Genomic DNA, 15674 nt, shown 5'->3' with positions numbered 1-15674 from the left:
TGGTATCAGGCAAAAAACGCGAATTTTCCTCATACTGCTTTCAACTCAATATCACGCCAGATCCCTACAGATATTTTTCTGCAAAAACGTGCAGATCCCTGAAGTCCGGCATCCTTTTTTTCAGCGTTTCATGATCCCAGTCCCACCAGCGACTGGCTTCGATCCGCCCGATCATCTTGTCATCAAAGCGCATGCCGATCTTTTTCGCTGCCACGCCCGCGACGATCGAATAGGGCTCAACATCTTTCGTCACCACCGCAGAAGTACCGATCACCGCGCCATTGCCGACTTTAACGCCGGGCATCAGCACCGCATTATGGCCGATCCACACATCGTTACCCACGGTGACATGATGCTCGCGCCGCCAGTCGAAAAATTCCTGATCGTCCTCACCGAGTCCGTAAACAGAACTGCGATAGGTGAAATGATGCTGGGCAACGCGCTGATAGGTCGGATGATTGCCGGGATTGATCCGCACGTAAGTGGCGATCGAAACAAATTTTCCGATCGTCGCGCAGAAGATCTGATTGTTGCCAGCGGTATACGAGTAATCGCCGATCTGAGTTTCTTCGATGATCGCGTTGTCCGCAATATGCACATACTGACCCAGCGTTGAACGGTTCAGCTCGACCTGCTGACCGATTTTTGGCCGCGAATAATCCTGCTCGTCAGCCAGCGAAAACGAATGAATGGTATCTGTCATAAAATCGCTCATGATGAAGTGACGGGATAAATAAACGCGCTGACCGGCAAGGCAACAATGGCCAGCAGATGCTGTAAAGTTTCGTGCAACGCGCCGTCATTATTCAGCCGGTGGCAGCCGGCGGGCAGGGCGTTTTCGTACTCTCTGGCACGTTGAAGACGACCGGCAATTTGCGCCGTATCTTCACGTCCGCGACGCGTCAGGCGTTCATTCAGTACGGTTTCAGAAACCTGTAAACAGACCGGTACCAGCCGCTGACCATAACGCTGGCGGGCTTTTTCCAGATGCGCGCGCGAGCCGTTGACCACTACGTGACAACCGAGCTGCATCCAGGTGTCTATCTCAATGCCCACGGCGTACCGGCACTGATGCGCATGCCAGTCCATGGCGAATAAACCGTGCTGGCGACGCTGAATAAATTCGGCTTCGCTCAGCGCAATATGGTTTTCCGAACCCGCATCCGCCGGGCGCGTAATGTAACGATGCGCGACGGCGACATCGGTGGGTAAATGCTGACGCAGCGCGTCCAGCAGACTGTCTTTACCAGAACCCGAAGCACCCATCAGATAGAGTAAACGACTCATCCTTTCTCCCCTCAGAACACCTGAATGCCCTGACGCCAGACGTTCTGCACAAAGTAGTGATCGCTATGTGCGCGTGCCAGCACCAGATCCGCGCGTTTGCCTTCGGCGATTTCTCCGCGATCTTTCAGACCCAGCGCGTTAGCCGGATTGCGGGTCACCAGTTTCACCGCCTGCGGCAGACTGAACGCATTGCTCTCATCGTTGGCAATCCGGAAAATCGCGTCGAGCAGGCTGGCGGGATAGTAATCGGAAGAGAGAATATCCAGCAGGCCGAGTGAAGCCAGATGGTGCGCCGCCACGTTGCCGGAATGCGAACCGCCGCGCACGATATTCGGTGCACCCATCAGCACCTGCAAACCGCTGTTGTGCGAGGCGCGTGCTGCCTCTTCGGTGGTCGGGAACTCTGCAATCACGCTGCCGAGCGCCCGTGATTCTTCAACGTGGGCGGCGGTGGCATCGTCATGGCTGGCCAGCGAAATATGGCGCTCGCGGCAGTGGGCAGCAATCGCTTCACGGTTTGGCTGCGCCCAGCGCCGGGAGAGGGCGATTTGCTCTTCCTGAAAATCGTCCATTTGCTCGTCGTTCATGTGGTATTTGCCCTGATAATACTCACGGTATTTCTGCGGCGTAGCGAACTGGCGCTGGCCCGGCGAATGGTCCATCAGCGAAACCAGTGACAGCACCGAGGTATCCATCAGCTTCTCAAACAGCGGCAACGTGGTTTCGTGCGGCAGTTCGCAGCGCAGATGCAGACGGTGCTCGGCGCGGTTCAGCCCGGCGTTCTGACTGTTGACGATGGCGTCGATCATCTTTTGCAGATTATCCAGACGATGTCCGCCGTCGCGTACGTCACCGACGGCGACGGCGTCCAGCACGGTAGTGATCCCGCTGGCAACCATCAGCGCATCGTGGCTGCTCATGGCAGAATGCGCTGGCCAGTCTACTTTTGGTCGCGGCGTGAAAAACTTATCCAGATTATCCGTGTGCAGTTCGATAAAGCCCGGCAGCAGCCAGCCGCCCTGAGCATCCAGCGCCTGCGGCAGCTGACTGCGGCTGTCAGCAAAGGCGCTGATCACGCCGTTTTGCATCTCAAGCGACCCTTCAACCACCTGATCGTCGAGCACCAGTTTGACGTTATTTATGATCATGCGGACATCTCCGGCGCCGTTTCCGGGCTCATTTCATACAAGCGATCGGCAACGCGTTCGCGCACATCTTCATCATGGAAAATCCCGACCACCGCCGCACCGCGCGCTTTGGCCTGCTCAATCAGCGTCACGACGGCGGCACGGTTGGTGGCGTCCAGCGAGGCGGTCGGTTCATCAAGCAACAGCACCGGATAATCGACCACAAAACCGCGGGCGATATTCACGCGCTGCTGTTCGCCGCCGGAAAACGTCGAGGGCGCGAGATGCCACAGACGTTCCGGCACATTCAGATGGCGCAGCAACGCACTGGCGCGGGCTTCGCTTTGTGCTTTATCCACACCCAGTTCCAGCAGCGGCTGCATCACCAGATTCAGTGCGCTGATGCGTGGAATGACGCGCAGGAACTGGCTGACCCAGCCGACCGTATGGCGGCGAACGGCCAGAATGTCCCGTGCTTCGGCGCTGACCATATCAATCTGCTGGGCCTGATGCTCGACCCAGATTTTGCCGCTGTCCGGCAGATAGTTGCCGTATAAAGAACGCAGAAGGGTGGATTTTCCGCTGCCGGAATGGCCGTGCAGCACCACGCATTCCCCGGCATTCACGGTCAGGCTGGCATTGCTGAAAACCGGCAATCTGGCGCTGTTCTGGTTATGCAGAACGAAAGTTTTACTGAGATTTTCGACCCTGAGCTTCGTCGTCATTTTGGTCACTCTTTCTCTGAAATTAGGTTAGGAAAGCACGGAAGAAACGAGCAGTTGCGTATACGGATGATGCGGATCGTCGAGCACGCGGTCGGTTAAGCCACTTTCCACTACCTGACCCTGTTTCATGACCAGCAGACGGTGCGCCAGCAGGCGGGCGACGCCCAAATCGTGGGTGACAATCACCACCGCCAGCTGCATTTCCACCACCAGCGTGCGCAGCAGATCCAGCAGACGTGCCTGAACCGAAACGTCGAGTCCGCCGGTCGGTTCATCCATAAACACCAGACGCGGATGCGTTACCAGATTGCGGGCTATTTGCAGACGTTGCTGCATCCCGCCGGAAAATGTAGTCGGCAGGTCATCGATACGGGAAACCGGAATTTCGACATCTTCCAGCCACTGACCGGCCTTCTTGCGTATATCGCCATAATGACGTTCTCCGACTGCCATCAGGCGCTCGCCGATGTTGCCGCCGGCAGAAACCTGACGGCGCAAACCGTCCATCGGATGCTGATGCACCACGCCCCAGTCGGTGCGCAACAGACGGCGGCGATCGCTTTCCGCCATGTCGTAAAGCGACTGCGCCGGAGTCTGGCCGTTGTTATAGATGACTTGCCCTGCCTGGGGCGCGAGACGGGCAGAAATCGACTGCAACAGCGTGGTTTTACCCGAGCCGGATTCGCCGACAATACCCAGCACTTCTCCCGGATACAGATTGAACGACACATCGCTAAAGCCTTTGCCCGGCGCATAAAGATGAGTCAGGTTATTCACCGACAGCAGCGGTTCGGCGGCAAGATTTAAAGGAGTGGTCATCAGCGGTTAACCTCGTTGGAAGCCTGTTGCTCAACCTGCTGAGCACAAAAATCGGTGTCGGAGCACACGAACATGCGGTTGCCCTGATCGTCGAGCACCACTTCATCGAGATAGCTGTGGTGCGATCCGCAAATCGCACACGGCTCATCCCATTGCTGAACGGTGAACGGATGATCGTCGAAATCCAGACTCTCAACTTTGGTGAATGGTGGCAGGGCATAAATGCGTTTTTCGCGTCCTGCACCGAACAACTGCAATGCGGGCATCATGTTCATTTTCGGGTTATCAAATTTCGGGATCGGCGACGGATCCATCACGTAGCGGTCATTCACTTTCACCGGGTACGCATAAGTGGTGGCGATATGGCCGAAGCGCGCGATGTCTTCATACAGCTTCACCTGCATCACGCCGTATTCTTCCAGCGCGTGCATTTTGCGGGTTTCGGTTTCTCGCGGTTCGATAAAGCGCAGCGGTTCAGGGATCGGCACCTGGAAAATCAGGATCTGATCTTCCTGCAACGGCGTTTCCGGAATGCGGTGACGGGTCTGGATCAGGCTGGCTTCCACAGTTTTTTCGGTGGTTTTCACCCCGGCGACACTCTGGAAGAACTTGCGGATCGACACGGCATTGGTGGTGTCATCCGCGCCCTGGTCGATCACTTTCAGCACATCTGTTGTGCCGATCACGCTGGCGGTCAGCTGGATCCCGCCGGTGCCCCAGCCGTATGGCATCGGCATTTCGCGACCGGCGAACGGCACCTGATAACCGGGGATCGCCACGGCTTTGAGGATCCCTCGGCGGATCATGCGTTTAGTCTGCTCGTCGAGATAACCGTGGTTGTAGCCGGTCATTGTTTGGGCGGCATTATTGTTCATTGGCTGAGTCCTGTTCTTTCGCAGCGCGCAGGCGTTTTAACAACTCCAGCTCCGCCTGGAAATCGACGTAATGCGGCAATTTAAGATGCGAGACAAAACCGGCAGCTTCGACGTTATCGGCGTGGGACAAGACAAATTCTTCGTCCTGCGCCGGGCTGCTAATTTGCTCGTTGTATTCACGGGTTTGCAGTGCGCGATCCACCAGCGACATCGACATCGCCTTGCGTTCGGCGCGACCAAACACCAGCCCGTAGCCACGGGTGAAGTGCGGCGGCTTGTCTTCAGGGGCAACAAAACCGTTCACCATTTCGCATTCAGTCAGCAGGATCTCGCCGATATCGATGGCAAAACCCAGCTCTTCCGGCACGATCTCGACGGTGAGCCAGCCGGTGCGGATTTCACCGGCAAACGGATGGGTACGGCCATAGCCGCGCTGGGTGGAATAACTCAGTGACAGCAGAAAACCTTCGTCGCCACGCACCAGCTGTTGCAGACGTGCCGCACGGGACGCCGGAAATACCGGTGGCGTTCGGGTGATGTCTTCCGGCTCGGTACCGTCGTCTTCTTCCTGTACCGCCAGCTGTTGTTGCGTCAGCAAATCAAACACATGGCCGCAATCTTCCGGCTGTGGTTCATCGGCTATCGGGGTGAACGGCGCTTCGCCTTCGGCCAGCAGCGCGAAATCCAGCAGGCGGTGGGTGTAATCGTAAGTCGGGCCGAGCACCTGTCCGCCAGGCAAGTCTTTATAAATAGCGGAGATACGGCGTTCGAGGCGCATCGCCTGGGTATTCAGCGGCTCGCTGGTCGCCAGACGCGGCAGCGTAGTGCGGTAAGCGCGCAGCAGGAAAATCGCTTCGACCAGATCGCCACCGGATTGCTTGATCGCCAGTGCGGCCAGCTCACGGTCGTAAATTCCGCCTTCGCTCATCACCCGGTCAACGGCTAAACCCAGTTGTTGTTCAATCTGTTCGCAGCCGAGTTCTTTCACATCGGTATTGCCGCGGCGCTCATGCGCCAGCAGCTGATGGGCGGCGGCAATCGCCTTCTCACCCCCTTTAACGGCGACGTACATCAGCACACCTCCACGCGCGTAGTGCGCGGTACGGCAATCAGTTCTTCGCCACAGGTGAACATAAAGTCCAGACCCAGCGGGAAACGGTGAGGGCGGTTAAGCAGATAATTACGAACAGAATCAGGCAACTGCGGGGAAATCATGCGGCTGCTCTCGATGCCCGGCCCGCGCAGACGCAGCGGCGTGCCGCCGGTCAGACTTTCCAGCTGCACAATTACGCTGGTCGCCAGCTCCGGCGACATCTCATCACCGCACGGGAAAGCCAGCAGCGTGGCGCTGTCGAGCGCCGGATCGGCAAGCGCAAAACTGACGGCAGAAGGGTCATCGGTGAGCACCGCACCGGTATGAAAACGCAGGTTTTTACGCAGAATTTCATCATTGAGCGAGGCGCTCAGCCACAGCGGCGTATCGTTATCGATAAGCGTCAGCAGCACGCAGGCGCTGGCGGAACCTAACGCCCCGAAGCCGGGCATGGCTGGCAACTGCACGCTGACGCCGGGTTCGCTTAACGCTTTGAGAATACGGCGAAAACTGTACTGCGCATCCGCAACCGGATGTTGAAAACTGGCAACAAGTGACATGAATTATTCTCCGCGAACCAGGGTAAAGAAATCGACGCGGCTGGAAGCCACTTCACGGGCGCGTTGCTGGCGGCGTTCCTGTTGCAGAGCAGCCAGCGGCGCTATCACACGTTTGTGCAGCAGTTCGTCCATGCCCTGCATTTGCAGCAAGGCGTCAATGACCGCGCACAATTCGGCGTGGGACTTATTGCGCCCGCTGACGTAGCTGTAGCCGTAGACACCGCCGTCTAACTGAATGACGGCGCGGGTGACGGTCATATCGCCCATCACAAAACGTTTGCCTGTGCCGCCCATGCGCCCCTGAAGCTGGGTCAGACCGGTTTCAGCAGCGCGGAGTCGTTCAAATTGCGGGGATAAATTCAGCGGTTGCCAGTGGGCGAGCAGCTCATCGGGACGGCTGTGAGCCAGCACCGACATCCAGCGCTGGCGGGTTTGCAGGTGATCCATTCAGTGCTCCATGGTCAGTTCGATCATGTCGGCACGCGTTAGGCTGACGGAATATTCCGCCACCGAATCGCTGCCTTCACAAATGTTCAGGGTGCGGACACACAGCAGCGGTGCCTGCGGGACGATTTCGAGTAATTTGCTCTCTTTTGCCAGCGCGCGGCGGGCATTAATGCGGGTGGTACGGCGGCTGAGTTTTTGCTTAATCTCTTCGCGGATAAAATCGTGCAGCGAGCCGTTATGGAAGTTTTGCAATGCAGGCCACCAGTCGAGATCGGGCAGATAGTGATCAATCACGCAGACCGGCACGCCGTTCACGCGGCGCAGGGTACGCAGATGAATAACGGTGTCGCCTTCCTGACGCGACAGCGCCGCCGCGACGTGATCGGTGGCCGGACGCAGCACCGCCAGCAGACGTTCGCTGGTCGGATGGCTGCCCTGATCCAGCAGGTTCTGACTGAAACGTGCCTGCGAATGCAGCGGATAATCGTAAGGACGCATCAGCACCAGCGTGCCAATACCCTGACGGCGTTGCAGCCAGCCGCGATCGACCAGCTCATCCACCGCACGGCGCAGCGTATGGCGGTTCACCTGAAAACGTTCGGCAAGCTGTTGTTCCGGCGGCAGATAATCGCCGCAGCGGTAACCGTTACGCAGTTCCTGTTCCAGTTCGGCAGCGATTTGCTGATACACCGTGGTGTGACTGGTCGGATGTCTAGATAAGTTCATCACAATGAATACCTCGCACGGGACAAACGGGCAGTGGCAGAGAAAAGTTGAAAGCGTTCTGAAAGGGTCATGATGCAAACCTCAGTGTGGCGTTGGCATCATCTTGGGCGTGCTAAATGACAATTGGGTGAAGGTCAGATTGCAGGAAAATGAAGAGTTGGAATGCGTCCCGCAGGAATGAAAGAGGGGGATTTACGGGATGAACAGTACAAATTACACTCTGGTTGTCGGATGTATTTTTAAACATTAATTACAAAAGGACTTTGTATGTCAGAAGCACGCAATCGTGAATTCAATGATTTACCTGTTACGTTAATACCCGAAACACCTGCGCAGAAATGGAGGCGTGAAAATCAAAAAGGAATTGAGGCGATAAATAAATACGTCGAAGAACATGGTTCGTTTTCTGATTATCAGCGTGCATTTTGATGGAGCAATACGCTGTTTATGAAAACAAAGGAGACGGAAAGGTAGCGTATCCTTTTTTGCTGAATATCCATCATTCGGCTGCGAGTGGGTTCGGTAATACGGTAATGATTCCGTTGGTGCCACTGCTCGAATTAATAGACTTTCCGCCAAAAAAACTTTGTCCTTTGCTTAAGATTGAGCAAGAGCAGTATGTGGCAATGACGCATATGCTGGGGGGCGTTAAGTCACGAGAAATTGGCGATCAGATCAGGCAGCTCGACGGGGAAATTTATGAAGTGAAAAATGCGTTTGATTTTTTACTGAATGGAATTTGAACCGGATGTGAGGGGAATAATTTCCCCTCTAAAAGCATTAACGCAAATAATGGATCACCTGATTACCGCTGCCGCGCCAGATAAGTGCAGGGTCTTTCAGTTCCTGCACAAATTTCCCGTCGACCAGCACGTTGATTAACGCCACGACTTCCCGCTGTTCAGCGCTCAGTTCCCCGAGCGTATAACCCGTCCACAACCACACATCTTTGCCCGGACACTCCGCCTGCACGCGTAACAATAGCTGGCGCACCGCAGAAAGATTTTGCGGATGCAGCGGATCGCCGCCGGACAGCGTTAAACCCTGACGCGGGATCACCGTGTTTTGCAGATCGGCGATAATGCGGTCTTCGTCTTCCTGCGTAAAAGGTTTGCCGGAGTCCAGCCGCCAGGTGCTTTTGTTATAGCACCCGCGGCATTCGTGGACGCAGCCGGAAACGAACAGCACGCAGCGTGTTCCCGGCCCGTTCACCACATCTATCGGGTAATACTGATGGAAGTTCAAAGTATTAACCCAGCTGACCGTTACCCAGATGTTTAATCCGGCGCTTCACTTCTTCCTGCTTACCGGCGTTAAACGGACGGGCATCCGGGCTGCCGAGATAACCACACACGCGGCGGGTGACTGACACGCGGGAAGGTTCGTGATTGCCGCATTTCGGACAGGTAAATCCTTTGCTGGTGCATTCGAATTCGCCGGTATAGCCGCAGTCGTAGCATTCATCGATTGGCGTGTTGGTGCCGTAATACGGCACGCGGGTATAACTGTAATCCCACACGTCTTCCAGCGCTTTCAGATTGTGTTGCAGGTTAGGGTATTCGCCATAGCAGATGAAACCGCCGTTGCTGAGTGGCGGATACGGCGCTTCGAAGTCGAGTTTTTCGTACGGATTTACCTTCTTCTCGACGTCCAGATGGAAGCTGTTGGTGTAGTAACCTTTATCAGTCACACCGGCCACCAGCCCGAATTCGGCTTTATCCAGACGACAGAAGCGGTCGCACAGGTTTTCGCTCGGCGTGCTGTACAGGCTGAAACCGTAGCCCGTTTCGTCTTTCCAGCTTTCGGTTGCCGCTTTCAGACGAGCCACAATCGCCTCGGCTTTTTCGCGTAACTGGCCGGCGTCGAACACGTGGGTCTGGTTGCCGAACAGCGCGTTAATGGTTTCATGCACGCCAATGTATCCGAGCGAAATCGAGGCACGGCCATTTTTGAAGATGCCGGAAATATCGTCGTCAGCTTTCAGGCGCACACCGCACGCACCTTCCATGTACAGGATTGGCGCCACGCGGGCTTTGATGCCTTCCAGACGTGCAATGCGGGTCATCAGCGCTTTCTTCGCCAGCAGCAAACGCTCGTCGAGCAGTGCCCAGAACGCCGCTTCGTCGCGGTTCGCTTCCAGCGCAATACGCGGCAGATTCAGGCTGATCACGCCGATATTATTGCGGCCCTCGTGGATCATCTCGCCATTTTCTTCATACACGCCCAGGAAACTGCGGCAGCCCATCGGCGTTTTGAACGAACCTGTGACTTTCACCACCTGATCATAATTGAGGATGTCCGGGTACATACGCTTGCTGGCGCATTCCAGTGCCAGTTGCTTGATGTCGTAGTTGGCGTCACCGGCTTTATGATTCAGGCCGTCACGGATGGCAAACACCAGTTTCGGGAATACAGCGGTTTTGCGATTTTTGCCCAGTCCGGCAATGCGGTTACGCAGAATTGATTGCTGGATCAGGCGCGATTCCCAGGATGTGCCGAGGCCAAAACCGAAGGTGACAAACGGCGTCTGGCCGTTGGCGGTGTGCAGCGTATTAACCTCATATTCCAGCGACTGGAAGGCGTCATAACACTCTTTTTCGGTACGGCTGTGAGCAAAGCCATCCGCATCTGCAATCTGCCACTCTTCGGCAGTCTGACGATGTTTATTGAAGCTGGCGGTGACGAACGGCGCCAGTACTTCGTCGATGCGGTTAATGGTCGTGCCGCCGTAAATATGGCTGGCGACCTGCGCGATAATCTGCGCGGTGACGGCCGTTGCGGTGGAAATAGACTTTGGCGTGTCAATTTCCGCATTACCCATTTTGAAACCGTGATTCAACATGCCTTTAAGGTCGATCAGCATGCAGTTAAACATCGGGAAGAACGGGGAATAATCGAGGTCATGATAATGGATTTCGCCACGCTCATGCGCCAGCACGACATCACGCGGTAAAATATGCTGCTTGGCGTAATGCTTGGCGACAATACCCGCCAGCAGGTCACGCTGGGTCGGGATCACTTTGCTGTCTTTGTTGGCATTCTCGTTGAGCAGCGCCATATTGCTTTGTTCAACCAGACCGCGGATTTCCTGATTCAGACGGCCACGCATTTCACGTTTCACATCGCGGTCATGGCGGTATTCGATATATGCGCGTGCCAGCTTTTTATGCGGACCTGCCATCAGCTGATTTTCGACCGCATCCTGAATATCGTGGATATCTACACGCGCCTGATCTTGCAGACTTTCCGCCACCACGCGGGCAACCTGAGCGCAATAATCCACGCTGTCGATACCGGCAGCAGCCGCCGCGCGTTGCACGGCTTGTTTAATCAGAACTTCATCGAAAGGGACCTGACAACCATCCCGCTTGATCACGATGGGCTGCATTGTTGTGGATTTTGCGGGTACGGTTTCCAGTCTGTCTGCCTTCACAATGACACTCCTATTGGGCGGATCCCGCGCCCCACAAGGCTTACAGGCCAGTTGTGTGGCTTTTGCGGAAAATCGCTATATATTGGGTTGGGTGTGTACTATACACACTACATGTAGCATTCACGCGAGTGATAATTCTCTTTTTATTGACCTGAAACAAAGAATTTTTTTGGCGGAAGAATTGATGACCAACTGTAAGTTCTGGCCTGAATTTTGCGTGTTGTTTTATAAGGAGATGCATAAAAAATAAACGGGCCAGACACGAGTGTGACTGACCCGGCAGAACAGAAATTTCAGATTATTCGGTGAGTTGCCAGAGGCATTCGTACGGACGAAGCATTCCGGAAACCGCAGGGGATGCGTAATTACTCAGCAGCGTGCTGCCGGGGAATTCCGGCAATGTGAAGGTCTGATCCTGTGCGCTCAGGTTTGCCATCACCCGCAGGGTTTTGCCGCCTGCCGTGCGGGTATAGCACCAGAGTTGCGGATGCTCTGGCAGCAAATCCTGATAATCGCCCCCGGTCAGTACCGGCAGTGTTTTTCGCAGTCGGATCAGTTGCTGATAGAGATAAAAGACCGAGTCTTTATCCGCCAGTGCCTGTTCGGTATTGATGTCCTGCGCGTTGTGGCTGACGGAAATCCACGGTGTGCCGGTGGTAAATCCGGCCTGTTCTCCGGCGTTCCATTGCATCGGCGTGCGCGAATTATCCCGTGATTTCTTCGCCAGAATGCGTAACAGCTCTTCGTTGCTGCGCCCGTCGGATTTCAGTTCGGCAAACATATTCAGACTTTCCACATCGCGATATTGTTCGAGATGTTTAAAGCCAGGATTGGTCATGCCGATTTCTTCGCCCTGATAGATATACGGCGTGCCCTGCAAACCGTGCAGCACCATCGCCAGCATTTTGGCAGACGTCGTGCGCAGTGTGCCTTCATCACCAAAGCGCGACACAATGCGCGGCTGATCGTGGTTACACCAGAACAGCGCGTTCCACGCATGCCCGTGCATTCCCTGCTGCCATTCGCGGAAAATCTGCTTGAGCTGGACGAAGTCCGGCGGCGCATCCGTCCATTTTTCGCCGTTCGGATAATCCACTTTCAGATGATGAAAGTTAAAGGTCATCGACAGTTCGCTGCCGTCGTTAGCGGCGTAGCGGCGGCAATGCTCAAGCTTCGTTGAAGACATCTCGCCGACCGTCATCAGCCCCAGCGGTTTGAACACATCGCGGCTGAATTCCTGCAGGAACTCGTGAATACGCGGGCCATCGGTATAAAAACGGCGGCCATCACCGGCATCATCAGAGGGAAAATCCTGCTGTTTTGATACCAGATTAATCACGTCCAGACGCAGTCCGTCGACGCCTTTATCCGCCCAGAACTGGCAGACTTTTTTCAGCGCCTCGCGCACCGGCGGGTATTCCCAGTTGAGATCCGCCTGCTCGGTGGCGAACAGATGCAGATAATACTGCCCGCTGGTTTCATGCCACTGCCAGGCGCCGCCACCGAATTTAGAACGCCAGTTATTCGGCGGGCCGCCTTCGGTCGCGCTGTCACGCCAGATATAAAACGGGCGGAACGGACTGCCCGGATCCTGCGACTGGCGGAACCATTCGTGGTGCGTCGAAGTATGGTTAAACACCATATCCATTACGATGCGGATCCCGCGCTGATGCGCCTCCGCGGTCAGCCGCTCGAAGTCTTCCAGCGTGCCGTAAGCCGGGTCAATCTCGCAGTAATCCGCCACGTCGTAGCCGTTATCAATCTGCGGCGACAGGTACATCGGTGTCAGCCACAGGGCATCGACGCCCAGTGTTTTCAGGTAATCCAGACGCTGCGTGATACCGTTGATATCACCGGTGCCGCTGCCCGTAGTGTCCTGAAAACTCTTTGGGTAAATCTGGTAAATCACGCCGTTTTTCCACCACGGCAATTCGCTGTTCATTCCATTTTCCTTCTTAAATTTCTTACACCACTGCCAGTTCGCCACGGCGGGCTTTGCGCTGATAAACCAGCACGGTCAGGATAATTGGCACCACAATCGCCACCAGCATGGCCAGTGCGTAGATGCTCCAGAACTGCGGTTTGATGGACAGAATGCCCGGTAATCCGCCGACGCCGATGCCGTTAGCCGTGACGTGGAACAGGCCGCAAATCAGGCCGGCAAACGCCGAGCCGATCATCGCGCACAGCATCGGGAAGCGGTATTTCAGGTTGATGCCGTACATCGCCGGTTCCGTTACGCCGAGGAAGGCTGAGATGGCGGCGGGCACGGAAATCTCGCGCTCGTTGTGTTTACGGCTGACGATAATCACGCCGACGACTGCGGCTGCCTGCGCGATGTTTGAGAGGGCGATCAGCGGCCAGACCGGCGTTCCGCCAGTGCTTTGCACCATCTGCATATCGATGGCGAGTGTGGTCTGATGCACGCCGGTAATGACCAGCGGCGCATAGAGGAAACCAAACAACGCGGCACCGATTGGCGCGAGGCTGCCGGTCATGATGAATTTCACTGCGAAAGCCACGCCATCGCCAATCATGCGGCCAAACGGCCCGATCAGCGTGTGCGCCAGGAACACGGCAATAATCAGTGAGCTGACCGGCACAATCACCAGATAAAGATAATTAGGGATAATGCGTTTCAGGCCATTTTCGATGACTGCCAGCGCCATACCCGCCAGAACGGAAGGAATGACCTGCGCCTGATAACCCACTTTTTCGATGGTGAACCAGCCGAAATTCCACACTTCAGGGATTTGCTGCCCGAGGTTGTAGGAGTTCATTAACTGCGGCGACACCAGCGTGATACCGAGCACGATACCGAGGATTTCGGTACCGCCCATTTTTCTGACCGTTGACCAGCAGACCGCCACCGGCAGGAACATAAACACGGCTTCGCCGAGCAGCCACAGGAAATCGTAAATTGACTGCCACAGCGGGTGCATCTGCGCCAGCGTCTGACCGTCGCTCATCGGGATTTCACCGATAACGTTACGGAAACCGAGAATCAAACCGCCGCTGATCAGTGCCGGTAACAGCGGGAAGAAAATTTCCGCGAAGTGAGAAATGCTGCGCTCAAACCAGCTCATATTCTGGCGGGCGGCGACTTTTGCCTGTTCTTTTCCGGCTGCACTTTTACCGGTGCTGGCGATCAGGACTTTATAGTAATCATCCACTTCCGGCCCGATAACGACCTGGAACTGACCGGCATTGGTAAAGCAGCCTTTGACCATCGGCAGGGCTTCGAGACCTTTCGGGTCGGCTTTAGATGGGTCATTGAGGACAAAACGAAGACGCGTAATGCAGTGAGTCACCATCGCGATATTGTCGCTGCCGCCAACGAGGGCGATCAGCTGATCAACATCCTGTTGCTTAACTTTGCTCATAGGGAATGACCTGTGATTTTGCGTAAGTGTGTAGGGTACGGTTCAAGCATAGCGAAGGTGATGGGAACTTGTCCGGGAACGTTCCCGGTTTTGCCGGAACGATCACAAAGTTTCTGCTTTTGGGAAAGGCTAAGGTCAGAAAATCGGGGGATTCAGAAAGCAAGCTTTCCGGGGATGATCAGTTGCTGCACGGCCGCAGAACCGCTGAGCTGTGCCAGCAGTTGTTTCGCCGCCGCTTCGCCACCCGCGCCATAACCGAGTTCTACGGAATACGATTCCGGGAACAGGAAATGCAGCAACGGGTTGTTACCGATACCGCATACCTGAATATCGCAGATTTGCTGCTGTTGCAGGTATTTCTGTGCGCCGATAGCGATGGTATCGGAGGCACAAATCACCGCCTGAATGTCGTTTTCCAGCAATTGCGGGATCAGGTCAAAACCGCTCTGATAGGTGAGTTCACCGAGCGCCATGTGCGGTGTCAGCCCCTGCGCCTGACACAACGCCTGATAAGCTTCACTGCGTCGCTGACCGGTGGTGGTGTCCCGTGGCGAAACGCCGATAAAACCGATGCGGCGGATATCCTGCGCCAGCAACTTGTTCATCAGCAGTTGTACCGCACCGGCATCGTCATAACACACCGAAGACAGCCCCGGCATATCGCGTGCCAGCATCACCAGTTTGTCCTGCCACGGCGTCAGCATTTGTGCCGATAAACCGGTAAAACCAAACAACACCACGCCGTCGATATTGCGCTGTTTCAGCACCTGCAAATGCTCTTTAACACGTTCGGCGCTGAACTGACTTTCCAGCACAATCGGATCGTAACCTTGCTGATAAAACAGTGGCAGCATGGCGCGGACGGCCTGATTTTCTGACGGAGAGTCGAGGCGGGAAACAATGATCGCCACGATTTTATCGCTGAACCCGCGCATTGCCCGCGCTGATTTCGACGGGCTGAAATGTTCCTGCTCAATCACCTGTAATACGCGTTCGCGGGTTTGCGGGCTGACATTGCCTTCGTTATTCAGAACGCGGGAAACCGTGGATTTACCGACGCCGCTCAGGCGCGCAATGTCATTTATGGTCAGGCGATTTTGCATAGTTATTTTGTATGGTTAAGTTAGATCAGGTTTAAGTTCGGTTGCAGTAAACAGGTTTATAATCCGCGGAAAATACGCCTGAGGCGTAGTTAACAG

The 15674-nt window shown here is 55.4% G+C and carries 17 protein-coding genes; 2 read left to right on the top strand and 15 right to left on the bottom strand.

Annotated elements, in window-relative coordinates; translation table 11 throughout:
- Positions 1-64 precede the first annotated feature (64 nt).
- Genes ACM615_RS13765 through phnF form a run of 10 tightly spaced genes read right to left on the bottom strand, consistent with a single transcriptional unit; the run spans position 65 to position 7659 of the window.
- Positions 65-703 (bottom strand): acetyltransferase, encoded by a 639-nt coding sequence (locus ACM615_RS13765; protein WP_431012049.1) that lies wholly within the window; start codon positions 701-703, stop codon positions 65-67.
- A gap of 8 nt (positions 704-711) precedes the next feature.
- Positions 712-1287, bottom strand: coding sequence for a ribose 1,5-bisphosphokinase (gene phnN, locus ACM615_RS13760; RefSeq protein WP_431012048.1), 576 nt, complete (start codon positions 1285-1287; stop codon positions 712-714).
- 11 nt (positions 1288-1298) lie between these two features.
- The gene (gene phnM / locus ACM615_RS13755) at positions 1299-2435 is read right to left on the bottom strand and encodes an alpha-D-ribose 1-methylphosphonate 5-triphosphate diphosphatase (protein ID WP_431012047.1); all 1137 of its coding nucleotides are present in this window, start codon (positions 2433-2435) and stop codon (positions 1299-1301) included.
- Positions 2432-3139, bottom strand: a complete 708-nt coding sequence (gene phnL, locus ACM615_RS13750) for a phosphonate C-P lyase system protein PhnL (RefSeq protein WP_431012046.1) — start codon at positions 3137-3139, stop codon at positions 2432-2434. Before phnL ends, phnM begins: the two co-directional genes overlap by 4 nt.
- A gap of 27 nt (positions 3140-3166) precedes the next feature.
- Positions 3167-3958: a phosphonate C-P lyase system protein PhnK gene (gene phnK, locus ACM615_RS13745; RefSeq protein WP_113877123.1), complete on the bottom strand. Its 792-nt coding sequence runs from the start codon at positions 3956-3958 to the stop codon at positions 3167-3169.
- Positions 3958-4833, bottom strand: a complete 876-nt coding sequence (locus ACM615_RS13740) for an alpha-D-ribose 1-methylphosphonate 5-phosphate C-P-lyase PhnJ (RefSeq protein WP_112286771.1) — start codon at positions 4831-4833, stop codon at positions 3958-3960. The genes phnK and ACM615_RS13740 overlap by 1 nt, the downstream gene beginning before the upstream one ends.
- On the bottom strand, positions 4823-5905 hold the full coding sequence (locus tag ACM615_RS13735; protein WP_431012045.1) for a carbon-phosphorus lyase complex subunit PhnI: 1083 nt from the start codon (positions 5903-5905) through the stop codon (positions 4823-4825). Before ACM615_RS13735 ends, ACM615_RS13740 begins: the two co-directional genes overlap by 11 nt.
- Positions 5905-6486, bottom strand: a complete 582-nt coding sequence (phnH, locus tag ACM615_RS13730) for a phosphonate C-P lyase system protein PhnH (protein WP_113877126.1) — start codon at positions 6484-6486, stop codon at positions 5905-5907. Before phnH ends, ACM615_RS13735 begins: the two co-directional genes overlap by 1 nt.
- A 3-nt stretch (positions 6487-6489) precedes the next feature.
- Positions 6490-6933, bottom strand: a complete 444-nt coding sequence (phnG, locus tag ACM615_RS13725; protein WP_120162383.1) for a phosphonate C-P lyase system protein PhnG — start codon at positions 6931-6933, stop codon at positions 6490-6492.
- Positions 6934-7659: a phosphonate metabolism transcriptional regulator PhnF gene (gene phnF / locus ACM615_RS13720; RefSeq protein WP_120162382.1), complete on the bottom strand. Its 726-nt coding sequence runs from the start codon at positions 7657-7659 to the stop codon at positions 6934-6936.
- A 267-nt stretch (positions 7660-7926) separates the two neighbouring features.
- On the opposite strand from phnF, the gene ACM615_RS13715 reads away from it, so the two are divergent.
- Both ACM615_RS13715 and ACM615_RS13710 read left to right on the top strand, forming a co-directional pair.
- Positions 7927-8088 carry a type II toxin-antitoxin system CcdA family antitoxin gene (locus tag ACM615_RS13715; RefSeq protein ID WP_129639315.1) on the top strand — a complete coding sequence of 54 codons (162 nt, stop codon included), beginning with the start codon at positions 7927-7929 and terminating at the stop codon, positions 8086-8088.
- Positions 8088-8402 (top strand): CcdB family protein, encoded by a 315-nt coding sequence (locus ACM615_RS13710; protein ID WP_112286766.1) that lies wholly within the window; start codon positions 8088-8090, stop codon positions 8400-8402. The genes ACM615_RS13715 and ACM615_RS13710 overlap by 1 nt, the downstream gene beginning before the upstream one ends.
- Positions 8403-8439: 37 nt before the next feature.
- Here the strand turns inward: ACM615_RS13710 and nrdG are convergent, their stop codons facing one another.
- From nrdG to treR, 5 genes are all read right to left on the bottom strand, one after another.
- Positions 8440-8904: an anaerobic ribonucleoside-triphosphate reductase-activating protein gene (nrdG, locus tag ACM615_RS13705; RefSeq protein ID WP_431012044.1), complete on the bottom strand. Its 465-nt coding sequence runs from the start codon at positions 8902-8904 to the stop codon at positions 8440-8442.
- Between the two features lie 4 nt (positions 8905-8908).
- Positions 8909-11047: an anaerobic ribonucleoside-triphosphate reductase gene (gene nrdD, locus ACM615_RS13700; RefSeq protein WP_113877136.1), complete on the bottom strand. Its 2139-nt coding sequence runs from the start codon at positions 11045-11047 to the stop codon at positions 8909-8911.
- Between the two features lie 343 nt (positions 11048-11390).
- Complete coding sequence (gene treC / locus ACM615_RS13695) at positions 11391-13034, bottom strand: alpha,alpha-phosphotrehalase (protein WP_431012043.1); 1644 nt, start codon at positions 13032-13034, stop codon at positions 11391-11393.
- Between the two features lie 22 nt (positions 13035-13056).
- Positions 13057-14475: a PTS trehalose transporter subunit IIBC gene (treB, locus tag ACM615_RS13690; RefSeq protein ID WP_112286761.1), complete on the bottom strand. Its 1419-nt coding sequence runs from the start codon at positions 14473-14475 to the stop codon at positions 13057-13059.
- Positions 14476-14627: 152 nt separating this feature from the next.
- On the bottom strand, positions 14628-15578 hold the full coding sequence (treR, locus tag ACM615_RS13685) for a trehalose operon repressor TreR (RefSeq protein ID WP_431012042.1): 951 nt from the start codon (positions 15576-15578) through the stop codon (positions 14628-14630).
- Between the last annotated feature and the right edge of the window lie 96 nt (positions 15579-15674).

The sequence above is a fragment of the Rahnella sp. PAMC25617 genome, from assembly GCF_050606005.1.
In the GTDB taxonomy this organism is placed as follows: Bacteria; Pseudomonadota; Gammaproteobacteria; order Enterobacterales; family Enterobacteriaceae; genus Rahnella; species Rahnella variigena.
The sequence above is the reverse complement of the archived record's forward strand: the minus strand, read 5'-3'. Positions and strand labels throughout refer to the sequence as shown.

Excerpts from the sequence above, each read along its gene's own strand:
- ACM615_RS13765 (WP_431012049.1), bottom strand. The coding sequence starts at position 703 with ATGACAGATACCATTCATTCGTTTTCGCTGGCTGACGAGCAGGATTAT.
- phnN (WP_431012048.1), bottom strand. The coding sequence starts at position 1,287 with ATGAGTCGTTTACTCTATCTGATGGGTGCTTCGGGTTCTGGTAAAGAC.
- phnM (WP_431012047.1), bottom strand. The coding sequence starts at position 2,435 with ATGATCATAAATAACGTCAAACTGGTGCTCGACGATCAGGTGGTTGAA.
- phnL (WP_431012046.1), bottom strand. The coding sequence starts at position 3,139 with ATGACGACGAAGCTCAGGGTCGAAAATCTCAGTAAAACTTTCGTTCTG.
- phnK (WP_113877123.1), bottom strand. The coding sequence starts at position 3,958 with ATGACCACTCCTTTAAATCTTGCCGCCGAACCGCTGCTGTCGGTGAAT.
- ACM615_RS13740 (WP_112286771.1), bottom strand. The coding sequence starts at position 4,833 with ATGAACAATAATGCCGCCCAAACAATGACCGGCTACAACCACGGTTAT.
- ACM615_RS13735 (WP_431012045.1), bottom strand. The coding sequence starts at position 5,905 with ATGTACGTCGCCGTTAAAGGGGGTGAGAAGGCGATTGCCGCCGCCCAT.
- phnH (WP_113877126.1), bottom strand. The coding sequence starts at position 6,486 with ATGTCACTTGTTGCCAGTTTTCAACATCCGGTTGCGGATGCGCAGTAC.
- phnG (WP_120162383.1), bottom strand. The coding sequence starts at position 6,933 with ATGGATCACCTGCAAACCCGCCAGCGCTGGATGTCGGTGCTGGCTCAC.
- phnF (WP_120162382.1), bottom strand. The coding sequence starts at position 7,659 with ATGAACTTATCTAGACATCCGACCAGTCACACCACGGTGTATCAGCAA.
- ACM615_RS13715 (WP_129639315.1), top strand. The coding sequence starts at position 7,927 with ATGTCAGAAGCACGCAATCGTGAATTCAATGATTTACCTGTTACGTTA.
- ACM615_RS13710 (WP_112286766.1), top strand. The coding sequence starts at position 8,088 with ATGGAGCAATACGCTGTTTATGAAAACAAAGGAGACGGAAAGGTAGCG.
- nrdD (WP_113877136.1), bottom strand. The coding sequence starts at position 11,047 with ATGCAGCCCATCGTGATCAAGCGGGATGGTTGTCAGGTCCCTTTCGAT.
- treC (WP_431012043.1), bottom strand. The coding sequence starts at position 13,034 with ATGAACAGCGAATTGCCGTGGTGGAAAAACGGCGTGATTTACCAGATT.
- treB (WP_112286761.1), bottom strand. The coding sequence starts at position 14,475 with ATGAGCAAAGTTAAGCAACAGGATGTTGATCAGCTGATCGCCCTCGTT.
- treR (WP_431012042.1), bottom strand. The coding sequence starts at position 15,578 with ATGCAAAATCGCCTGACCATAAATGACATTGCGCGCCTGAGCGGCGTC.